Genomic DNA, 10,482 nt, shown 5'->3' on the forward strand with positions numbered 1-10,482 from the left:
TATCCATCTCACCATATATACGTTCAAAATTCCATAGAAGCTATGCAATATTACTATGACATAACGTCCATAAAATTTCCCAATAAAATTATAATCGATTTCGTTGTTAAACTCAATATAAAATTTTGATTACAGTGTTTCATACATAATTTGGCCCATTTGGGAAATGTCATAATCACCTAATGCAGCCACTTCAGCTTGGAAATCTGGTGCGTTTAAAATTTCCTTCACCGCCTCAATTAGTTGTTGATTTTCAGGCGTTTTTAATAACACAATGTCGTAACGCTCTCTGACAGCGGGTATAAAATCGACAGGGATGAGCTTGGCGATTTTTTCAATCCCAATTCCAACGTCTGCATATCCATTTGCTACAGCAGAGGCAACGTCGAGGTGGCTCATTTCTTCATGGGTATACCCTTTAATCATGGATGGTGCGATTTCATGAATACGCAATTGCTCGTCTAGTAAAGTGCGAGCACCTGAGCCTTTCTCACGATTAATAAATGTAAATGACTTTGTTTTAAAATCTTCAAATGTGTGGATTTGCAATGGATTCCCTTTTTGAACATAAAAACCTGCTCTACGTGATACAACATTGATGAGGACAAAGGCATGACTCACAAAGATTTTTTTTACATAAGGCGTATTATAATCTCCTGTATCTCCATCAAACATATGTAAACTCGCAATATTACAGTCGCCATGATACATCGCCATGACACCATTAAAACTACCTTCATGTGAACGTAATACTTTCATTGTTTGTCTTTTCTCAAGATATTTTGCTACTATATCCAACACTAAATCTTGCCCACTAATAATAATTTTCGACTGATTTTTAGGTGAAGTAGCTACAGGGGACATAGCTGGAGTGGTACCTGTTTTACGTTTTTGTATATAGGCTTGCAAGTCCGCACGATCTACTCGCATTTGCCGCCCCACACGGAAAACTGGCAAATCTCCCTTTTTCACCAAATCATAAATGGTTAATTTCGAAACCTTTAATAATTGTGCAACCTCTTCAATCGTATAGGATTGATCTTGTGACATATAAACATTCTCCTCCTATAAACCTCTCTTTACATGGTAACGCATTTATAGCTTGATGAACATCTTGAAATTTTCTTCCAATACTATCTTTCTTTTTTACTTATAACTGATTATAATTAGTTATGTCTTGTTATAACGAGTTATAAAAGGAGTACAATCATAGTGAAAAAATTTTATAGTTTATTTGCGACACTATTATTACTAGTTGGTCTATTAGTAGGCTGTGGTAACCAAGAAAAAGAGGTGGCAGCAAACAAACCCGTTGAATTAACAATTTCTGCGGCAGCAAGTTTACAGGATGCCTTAGAAGAGCTTAAAACAACTTATGAAAAAGAGCATGATACGATTAAAATCCTCTATAACTTTGGTGGTTCAGGTGCATTGCAACAGCAAATTTTACAGGGTGCTCCTGCAGATCTTTTCTTTTCTGCAGCGGAAGATAAATTCGATGCACTTGTAGAGAAAGAAATGATTGATCAAAAGCAAGGAATGGATCTTTTAGCGAATGAATTAGTCTTAATCGTTCCAAAAGACAATGAAAAACAAATCCAATCCTTCGAAGATTTACAACAAGCAGGGAAAATCGCGCTCGGTACACCTGAAACGGTTCCTGCTGGACAGTATGGTGTGGACACATTAAAGCATATGCAACTTTGGGATTCACTTGAATCTAAAGTGGTGTATACAAAAGACGTACGTCAAGTACTTACGTACACAGAAACAGAAAATGTGGATGCAGGAATCGTCTATAAAACGGATGCCCTAGTATCTGATAAAGTCGATGTCATTGCAACTGCAGATGATGCTACACACGCACCAATTATTTATCCTGTAGGTGTGCTAAAAGCGAGTAAGCATGCGCAAGAAGCAGAAGATTTTTATCACTTTTTACAAAGTGATGAGGCTATGAATGTCTTTAAAAAGTATGGGTTTAAAGGAGCTCAATAAAAAATGAGTACCGATTTCTGGTCTCCACTTAGACTTTCCATTGAGATTGCCTTCGTCGCAGGCATTATCGCGATCATAGCAGGTATTTTCATGGGCAAATGGATGGCAACCCACCATTTTAAAGGCAAGCTAGTACTAGAAACCGTATTATTGTTACCCTTAGTATTACCTCCTACTGTAGTAGGCTTCCTGCTCATCGTCATTTTCGGGAAAAATAGTCTATTAGGAAATTTTATTATTTGGCTATTCGATCAGCCCGTCATGTTCACATGGTGGGCGGCGGTTATCGCTTCTACCATTGTTGCCTTTCCATTAATGTATCAATCGGCTAAAACAGGCTTTGCCTCTGTTGATCGCGATATTGAACATGCGGCACGTGTGGATGGGGCTAATGAACGGCAGGTCTTTCTTTTTGTATCAATTCCTCTTGCATTAAAGGCACTCGTGTCTGGCGGGATTTTAAGCTTCACTCGAGCTTTAGGTGAATTTGGGGCTACCTTAATGTTTGCGGGGAATATTCCAGGGAAAACACAAACAACACCGCTCGCTATTTATATGGCGCTTGATGCGGGTAACATGACCCTTGCCTGGACATGGGTTTTGTGCATGATGGCTATTTCCTTCCTTTTGCTACTTAGCATTCATCTTCTAAAAGTATAAAAGAGGTAGTTGGATTGAACCAACTACCTCTTTTTCTCATCCCCCACTGATAGGTGGAATAAAAGCGATTGTGTCACCAGACTTAATGATCGTTGTATCCGTTGCAAATTCCTCATTAATCGCTGTCATCATTTGCTGTAATGATAGCTGTGGATAGTGCTGTTCCATCCACTCTTTCAATTCAGCCACTGTCACATCTGACAGCTCTACAGTTAGCTTAGGCGCACCAACTGCTTCCTGCAAGTGAGCAAATAATAAGATATTAATCACGATTTTCCTCCTTCTGAATGCCTGGTTCCCCTTGCGGATAGGGGACATTTTCTAATTGATCGCCAATCCATTCCGTACCGTCCTCCCAATGCTCTTTTTTCCATATTGGCACAATTTGCTTAATACGGTCAATCGCATACTCATTCGCCATGTAAGCGACTTTACGATGTGGTGATGATACGGCAATGACTACAGCAATATCAGCAATATCTAAATGACCTACACGATGGGTAATGGCTACTTTCGCTTCTGGCCACTGCTCTTGTATTTCCTGCGCAATTTGTTCAAACATTTTAATGGCCATCGCAGGATAAGCTTGATATTCCAAGTGCAATGTTTTTTTACCATTTGTGATTTCACGCACGGTGCCAATGAACAGTGTAATGGCTCCAGCATTTCGACTCAGAACCTTTTGTCTAACTTCCTCTACATCAATGGGTTTATTGATAATTTCAAATAACGCTGTCGTCATGATTCTCTCCTCATTTCCTTCCATAAAAACTCCATATATTGCGCTTCTTCATGTATCGAAAAGGCTGGGACAGTGGGTGAGGAATCCAGTGGATAACTTGGCCAATAGAGCACACAAATGATCTGAGATACTTGCTGTAATAAAGCTTGATCCTGTGCAGTTCGTACAAGCACAACCTTCGGATAATGTTCATTTTTATACCCTTCAACCAGAATGATATCCATTGGAAGGGACGCATAAAGCGCAAGTATTTGAGACAGTTGCCAGCTATTTTGCTGAATACTCATACGTAAAGTACCCTCCCCCTCCACTGCTGTGACACTCGCACCTGCCAGCTCATGTCGACTACTATCCTTCGAAGCTTCTATCATCGGCACACCACCGTGACCATGATGCTTGATGGTTCCTACTCTTAACCCTTCCGTTGTCGCTCTCTTAATCAATTGCTCCATCAATGTCGTCTTACCACTATTTTGATAGCCAACTATCTGTAAGATTTTTCGATGTTGTCCCAAGGCCACTCACTTCCTTGCAAATCTTCTAACAATAAGACCGTTACTGACATGCCTTTTTCATAGCCACGCGAGCCACCTGGTAAGACGATGAACGCATTAGCTGATGCTAAAGAGGAAACTGCACTCGACTTATCAAAACCAGATGGCACAGCCACTAACTGACCTTTTTCATAATAAGCATGTGCTCTTACAAAGCGTGTAAATGGATTAGCCTTTGTGAAATCCTTACCTAAAATAGCTTGCTCTCTACGTAAATGGGGCTGTGAATTACTGTAGGCAGTGCGAATAATCGGACGTACAAACAGCTCAAAGCCAACATAGCAAGCTGAAGGATTTCCAGAAAGTCCAAATAATAATTGTCCCTCTCGAGCAGCTACTGTAGTCACACTACCTGGGCGCATTGCCACTTTGTTAAACAATACCTTTGCATTTATCGCTTCATAAATGGCTGGTAAGTAATCGTAATCCCCAACGGAAACGCCACCCGTTGTAATTAACATATCAACTTCCTGTAAAGCTTTTTCAACATTCTCAATACATAATTCAAGATCATCGCTAAACTTGCCAAAATATTTAACTTCTGCTCCAGCGCGCTCAATTTGAGCCATCATCATATACGCATTACTATTGCGAATTTTGCCTGGCTGTAAAGGTTCACCGGGATCTAGTAATTCGCTACCAGTGGCCATCACACCAATGACTGTTTTACGAAAAACAGGTACTTGTTCATAACCAAAAGTAGCGAGTAAGGCCATCACCCCTGGATTAATATATTGACCTTTTTCAATGAGAACAGCGCCTTGCTGCACATCTTCCCCTTTATACGAAATGTTGGTCCCCGCTTCAAAATTCCGTTTAATCGACATACACATTTGTTGATTTTCTTCGAAAGTATGGGTTAATTCTAGCATGACTACTGCATCACACCCTTGTGGGATTGGCGCACCTGTCATAATGCGGACAGCTTGTCTATGACCAACTACTTCGTCATAGACATAGCCTGCGCCAATTTCCCCCACAACCTGAAAGCGGACTGGATGTTCTGCGGAGGCTTCTTTACTATCAATGGAGCGAATAGCGTAACCATCATAAGGAGAACGATCAAATGCGGGCACATCATGATCAGCTCGAACAGCTTCTGCTATAAAACGTCCATGGGCCTGTGTTAATGGTACAAGCTCTTTTTTTGCTGGGAAGGCATAGTCCATTACACGATGAACCGCTTCTGCCACAGGGATTGGTTGTCTTTTTTCTATCATTTGGCACACTCCTTTATCCTAATAAACGATAATAAATGCTTTTCGCTTTTTCTATATTTTGTATACCATGTATCACTACGCGCCCATCCTGGAAAATCACAATTCGGTAATCATCAGCTTGGCAGGAAAGCAAATAAGGATTTACCTGAATTTCACCATAGGGACGAAGCTGATTTGCCAACTGCTCGAACGAATAGTGAATTGGCTTCGGAGGGCGTATTTGTACTGCGTCTCGTCCACAAAGTATCTGTAATTTAGTTTGATTTTCATAGGATAAATAAGGGTATGTTGGTTGATTGCCACAAGATGGACAATCAGCTTGCCGTATTTTTTCCACATTGATTTCATAGTGTTGATTTTGCCAAACATCAAACGTTAAATAGCTTTTTCGCAAGGCTTTCTCATCACCAACGAGCAATTTTAAAACCTCTGCCACTTGATAAGCTGCAACGATTTGAACTGTTGGGCTAATAATACCTACCGTATCACAAGTCATTCCTGTATGTGGCATGACATGTAACAAGCAATGCAAACATGGTGTTTTGCCTGGTACAATCGTATAGGTCGCACCATAACTACCAACGCAAGAACCATATACCCAGGGAATACGAGACTTTTGTGCAAGGTCATTCATGAGAAAACGGACATCAAAATTATCGGTTGCATCGACCATCACATCGACATCTTCTAATAATGGCAGCAAGGACTCTGTACAAGCGTCCATAATAGCAGTATTGATTTCTATCTCTGAGTTGATGCTGTGAAGTCTTGTTTTAGCTGCGATGACTTTTGGCATTTTTTCTTGTGCATCTAGCTCTGTATATAGTTGCTGTCTTTGTAAATTACTCCACTCTACGTAATCACGATCAATGAGAGTCAGCTTGCCAATACCAGCGCGCACAAGTGCTTCTGCGCTAGCACTCCCTAATGCACCTACACCAATGATTAGGACGTGTTTTTGTTGAATGGACTGCTGCCCTGTTTGTCCGATGGGATGAAATAATTGTTGTCTAGAATATCTATTTTGCATAAGTATGAGGCCTTTCTTTCTTTGAATTTTCGTTTGACCTTTTCATTTATAGCATTATAATAAAAGCAATGTTTTTCAGCAAAATACGTTTGAAGGAGGTCTTTTACTGTGCATCCCACACATCAACAGCAACTAATCCAAGTAGCTGTTTTAACGGTCAGTGATACACGCACTAAAGCAGATGATCATGCTGGTCAGCGCATTCAATCCTTACTTCAAGAAGCTACATTTGAAGTAGTCGACTACCAGCTAACAAAGGATGAACCACTGGATATTGCCAATCATATCAAGAAATGGTGCAGTGATCACACAATCAATACCATTATCGTCACGGGTGGAACAGGATTTACACCAAGAGACCAAACCTACGACACCATTCTGCCTCTTTTTGAAAAAGAAATGATGGGGTTTGGTGAATTATTTCGAACTCTCAGCTATGAAGAAATTGGCCCAAAAGCAATGTTTAGTCGAGCCACTGCTGGAAGCCGTCAGCAAACCGCTATTTATGTTTTACCAGGTTCTACAAATGCGGTGACATTGGCTATGATGAAGCTCATTCTTCCTACTGTCCAACATTTTGTCGGTGAGTTGAATCGCCTATGAAAATTGCTGGAGTTGTATTAGCTGGTGGTCAATCCTCTCGCTATGGTCAGCCTAAAATGTTTGAGCTGTTTGCTGGGCAGCCTTTATATAAACATAGTCTCACAGCCTTGCAAAAAAATCGGCTAGATCCTATCATTATTGCTACGAACGCGCACTTACAACATCAATTTGGGCAGGAAAACGTCCAATGGATCATCGAAAAGCAGCCACATCAAGGCCCACTTTTTGCTTTGCATTCTATCATGACAGCCTACCCTGATGTGGAATGGTTTTTTGTCGTAGCGAGCGATATGCCTTATATGAATGCCAATTTTATCAAAAAAATAGTAGGGCTGATTGATGACGCCTATGATGCTATTGTTCCTACGCAAGCGCTACGGGATCAACCATTGGCGGCATTATATCGACGTACAGCTTTACCAAGGGCAAAGCAATTAACGGAACAAAACAAGCGAAGTATGAAAGTGCTGTTAGAGCAAATTCGTGTTTGCTACGTTCCTTTTGATGACAATAGCCCAACATTTGTCAATATCAACGCACAACAAGATTGGTCACAAACGACTAAAAAGGAGTTTAACGATGAATAATTTTACACATTGGAACGAAGAAGGTCGTCCTAAAATGGTCGATATATCTGCAAAAGAAATCACGACACGTACAGCTATTGCTCGCAGTACGATTATTTTATCGGATGCAGTCTATGAAGCCATCCAACAAGGTGGCATTAAAAAAGGTGATCCGACGCAAGTTGCTCAAATTGCAGGGATTATGGGTGCTAAAAAAACGGCCGATATCATTCCTATGTGCCACCCTATCATGCTACAGGGCACAGATTTCCAGTTTGACTATGAAAAGGCGGAGAATGGCTATGAGCTCCATATTCAAGCCACTGTCAAATGTAGTGGGAAAACTGGTGTTGAAATGGAAGCCCTTACTGCTGTGTCGATTGCTGCCTTAACTTTTTATGATATGTGCAAAGCCGTTGATAAAACAATGGTCATTAAAGAAACCTATCTTGTTGAAAAAACAGGTGGAAAAAGTGGCACCTTTGTGCATAAATAAACAGAAAAATTCGGCATCGTTTTGCCGATTTTTTCTGTTTTTTTACACACTACCCCCCAATGTGAGACATTTCAATTTTTGAATTTTTCCTTTTTGCCATTGTTTGTTCATTGCGTTCATCTGAATAACGATCATTTCTTGTTTCCCAAACGTTCGTAATACATTTGATGATGGCTGCATCATCTTGCCCTGATCGTAACAGCTCTCTTAAATCAGTGCCTTCAGTTGCAAATAAACAAGTGTATAATGATCCTTCTGCTGAGAGACGAGCACGGGAGCAATTGGAGCAGAAAGAATCTGTCACAGACGAAATCACACCAACCTCACCTTGTGCATCTTGATATTGAAAGCGCGTTGCCACTTCCCCCCTGTAATTTGGAGCCACTGGCTGTAATGGAGAAAACTGATGGATATGCTCAATGATATCTTTTTTGGACACCACATCATCTAAACGCCAACCGTTCGAATTCCCTACATCCATATATTCAATAAAGCGTAAAATATGCTGTTTTTCTTTAAAAAATTGAGCCATTGTAACAATGTCTTGGTCATTCTTGCCTTTTTGAACAACCATATTAATTTTTACTTGTAAACCCGCTTCTGCTGCCTTTTCAATTCCCTCTAACACCGGCAATACCTTGCCCCGATGACCATTCATCTCGAAAAAACGTTCTTCATCAAGTGAATCTAGACTAACTGAGACTCGAGATAAGCCTGCTTGTGCCAATGGCTGTGCATATTTTTTTAATAAAGAGCCATTGGTTGTTAAAGCAATATCTTCTACACCCTCTATATGGTGAATACGGGCAATTAATTCGGGCAAATCACGACGTAGCAATGGCTCGCCGCCCGTAATTCGCACCTTTTTCACGCCTAATGAAACAAAGATTTTTACTAATCGTTCTATCTCATCAAAATTTAATATTTTATCAGACGGTAAAAATGCATAATCTGGACCAAATACCTCAGCTGGCATACAATAGCGGCAACGAAAATTACAGCGATCTGTTACGGATATTCTTAAATCTCTTAACGGTCTGTGTAATTGGTCTTGTAGATTCGTCATTTAATCTCCTTCTTTCAGTACATTCTGAGCTGGTAATAGGATGCGGTGTGGATGTGTATAAATATTCAATGAATGCTGTCGGATAAAGCCTACCGTCGTAATGCCAAGCTGCTCAGCCAATTGCAAGGCTAATTCAGTTGGAGCTGATTTAGACAGCACAATGGCACAGCCTATTTTGGAGACTTTGAGTAAAATCTCCGACGATATTCGTCCGCTAAAAACAATTATTTTATCTTGCATACGGATGTTATTGCGTAAGCAATAGCCGTAAATTTTATCTAAAGCATTGTGGCGTCCAATATCCATACGACTTAACACAATGCCATTGACATCACATAGTGCAGCATTATGCACACCACCCGTTTTCTTAAAAATGTCGGCACCATCCTGCATCGCATGCATTAAACGGAAGCAATCCTCAGTCGACATTTGCACCTGAATGTCTTCCATTTTTTTTGCTGCTAATGCATCATTCGTAAAAACAAATCCTTGTCGACTCATCCCACAGCAAGAGGTAATATAGCGTTTGTTTTGCGTCTGCTGATAATAAGGATTGACATGCTTTGTTTTAATATGCACAAAGCCTTCTTTTTCTTGGTGCCAAATTTCCTCAATATCCTCAAAGCTACGAATCACTCGTTCAGAAGCTAAATAGCCGATGACCATATCTTCTACATACTCTGGTGTACATACCATCGTGACAAATTCTTGCTGATTAATTTTTACGGTCACCGCGTATTCTGAGACGATTAAATCATCCATTTCTTTCACTTGCTGTCCTTCAACTCGCACAATTTTCCTTGTTATTGCTCGCTCCATAAGGCATCCCCTTTATTCACTGATATTCTTTTCAAAAACAAAGACGGAAATCGCAAAATCCTCTTCAATTTTAATATCTGAAAATAGGTGGAGTAGTTTGCTGCCCATCAATTCTTCCATACCCTCTGGTGGTGATTGCGTATATAAATCCTGAATCATACTCGTCCTTGCAGCATGCACCATTTTTAACCCTTCTGGTGTACTGGCAATAAATTTTTCTGTCGGTGTGATATTACCGTATAAAGTAGATACAGCCATATTCTCGACAAAAACGGTATGAATACGTTCAGGTCCTTTACCAAATACTTCCTTGCGTAACTTTCGAATCATGTCATTAAATTCGTGTATTTTTTTAGACATAGCAACGATTCTCCCATCGTAATTAAACTTTTTTAGGTAAATGGTTATGAGGGTCACCCTTACAGTTTGTTAATGATATAGCAACTTTTAAAAAAATAAAAGAGAAAATACTTTTTGATAATAATTCTCATTTAATAAATTTTATGATAAATATTGTTCATTTTGAAGGAAAGAGCTATAATATTCATATCACAAATGGAATTGATTTATTTTGATCCCTATGTCACGATGTTGCATAGTGTTTTTAATATTTAAATTCTATTGTTATTAAAAAATAAAAGTAGATTGAGTTTTTAGCAAGGCCTGCTAAGAATTTTATCCACCATGAATCATTAGCATGTCTTGGACATGTTATTTCATGGTGGATT

The 10,482-nt window shown here is 39.8% G+C and carries 14 protein-coding genes; 5 read left to right on the forward strand and 9 right to left on the reverse strand.

The annotated features are described in order from the left end of the window. Window positions 1-129: 129 nt before the first annotated feature. Window positions 130-1,050 (reverse strand): helix-turn-helix transcriptional regulator, encoded by a 921-nt coding sequence (locus MHI04_RS12860; protein WP_036120596.1) that lies wholly within the window; start codon window positions 1,048-1,050, stop codon window positions 130-132. Between the two features lie 162 nt (window positions 1,051-1,212). Between MHI04_RS12860 and modA the strand changes: the two genes are divergently transcribed. Continuing rightward, on the forward strand, window positions 1,213-1,998 hold the full coding sequence (modA, locus tag MHI04_RS12865) for a molybdate ABC transporter substrate-binding protein (protein WP_271910125.1): 786 nt from the start codon (window positions 1,213-1,215) through the stop codon (window positions 1,996-1,998). 3 nt (window positions 1,999-2,001) lie between these two features. Then, entirely contained in the window at window positions 2,002-2,658 is a 657-nt protein-coding gene (modB, locus tag MHI04_RS12870; protein ID WP_342534902.1) for a molybdate ABC transporter permease subunit, read from the forward strand. A gap of 36 nt (window positions 2,659-2,694) precedes the next feature. Here modB and moaD read toward each other — a convergent pair whose 3' ends face one another. From moaD to MHI04_RS12895, 5 genes are read right to left on the reverse strand one after another with little or no spacing between them, the layout of a single operon-like run. Then, window positions 2,695-2,928 carry a molybdopterin converting factor subunit 1 gene (moaD, locus tag MHI04_RS12875; protein ID WP_141903735.1) on the reverse strand — a complete coding sequence of 78 codons (234 nt, stop codon included), beginning with the start codon at window positions 2,926-2,928 and terminating at the stop codon, window positions 2,695-2,697. Next, the gene (locus tag MHI04_RS12880; RefSeq protein ID WP_058844577.1) at window positions 2,921-3,400 is read right to left on the reverse strand and encodes a molybdenum cofactor biosynthesis protein MoaE; all 480 of its coding nucleotides are present in this window, start codon (window positions 3,398-3,400) and stop codon (window positions 2,921-2,923) included. Before MHI04_RS12880 ends, moaD begins: the two co-directional genes overlap by 8 nt. Further along, window positions 3,397-3,921: a molybdopterin-guanine dinucleotide biosynthesis protein B gene (gene mobB / locus MHI04_RS12885; RefSeq protein ID WP_230593784.1), complete on the reverse strand. Its 525-nt coding sequence runs from the start codon at window positions 3,919-3,921 to the stop codon at window positions 3,397-3,399. The genes MHI04_RS12880 and mobB overlap by 4 nt, the downstream gene beginning before the upstream one ends. Further along, complete coding sequence (glp, locus tag MHI04_RS12890; RefSeq protein ID WP_304438528.1) at window positions 3,885-5,171, reverse strand: gephyrin-like molybdotransferase Glp; 1,287 nt, start codon at window positions 5,169-5,171, stop codon at window positions 3,885-3,887. The genes mobB and glp overlap by 37 nt, the downstream gene beginning before the upstream one ends. Before the next feature lie 16 nt (window positions 5,172-5,187). Next, entirely contained in the window at window positions 5,188-6,204 is a 1,017-nt protein-coding gene (locus MHI04_RS12895; RefSeq protein ID WP_036120630.1) for a thiazole biosynthesis adenylyltransferase ThiF, read from the reverse strand. A gap of 108 nt (window positions 6,205-6,312) precedes the next feature. Here MHI04_RS12895 and MHI04_RS12900 point away from each other — a divergent pair, with 108 nt between their 5' ends. Genes MHI04_RS12900 through moaC form a run of 3 tightly spaced genes read left to right on the forward strand, consistent with a single transcriptional unit; the run spans window position 6,313 to window position 7,869 of the window. Continuing rightward, window positions 6,313-6,807: a MogA/MoaB family molybdenum cofactor biosynthesis protein gene (locus MHI04_RS12900; protein ID WP_036120634.1), complete on the forward strand. Its 495-nt coding sequence runs from the start codon at window positions 6,313-6,315 to the stop codon at window positions 6,805-6,807. After that, window positions 6,804-7,394, forward strand: coding sequence for a molybdenum cofactor guanylyltransferase (locus MHI04_RS12905; RefSeq protein WP_036120637.1), 591 nt, complete (start codon window positions 6,804-6,806; stop codon window positions 7,392-7,394). The genes MHI04_RS12900 and MHI04_RS12905 overlap by 4 nt, the downstream gene beginning before the upstream one ends. Continuing rightward, window positions 7,387-7,869, forward strand: coding sequence for a cyclic pyranopterin monophosphate synthase MoaC (moaC, locus tag MHI04_RS12910; protein WP_036120641.1), 483 nt, complete (start codon window positions 7,387-7,389; stop codon window positions 7,867-7,869). The genes MHI04_RS12905 and moaC overlap by 8 nt, the downstream gene beginning before the upstream one ends. Window positions 7,870-7,918: 49 nt before the next feature. On the opposite strand, the gene moaA is transcribed toward moaC, so the two are convergent. From moaA to MHI04_RS12925, 3 genes are read right to left on the reverse strand one after another with little or no spacing between them, the layout of a single operon-like run. Continuing rightward, window positions 7,919-8,935: a GTP 3',8-cyclase MoaA gene (moaA, locus tag MHI04_RS12915; RefSeq protein WP_036120644.1), complete on the reverse strand. Its 1,017-nt coding sequence runs from the start codon at window positions 8,933-8,935 to the stop codon at window positions 7,919-7,921. Beyond that, a complete protein-coding gene (gene fdhD, locus MHI04_RS12920; protein WP_342534903.1) occupies window positions 8,936-9,754 on the reverse strand; it encodes a formate dehydrogenase accessory sulfurtransferase FdhD in 819 nt (272 codons plus the stop codon). A 12-nt stretch (window positions 9,755-9,766) separates the two neighbouring features. After that, window positions 9,767-10,114 carry a DUF2294 domain-containing protein gene (locus tag MHI04_RS12925; protein WP_036120650.1) on the reverse strand — a complete coding sequence of 116 codons (348 nt, stop codon included), beginning with the start codon at window positions 10,112-10,114 and terminating at the stop codon, window positions 9,767-9,769. Window positions 10,115-10,482: the final 368 nt, after the last annotated feature.

This window comes from Lysinibacillus sp. FSL K6-1151 (assembly GCF_038630755.1).
GTDB classification, from domain to species: domain Bacteria; phylum Bacillota; class Bacilli; order Bacillales_A; family Planococcaceae; genus Lysinibacillus; species Lysinibacillus fusiformis_D.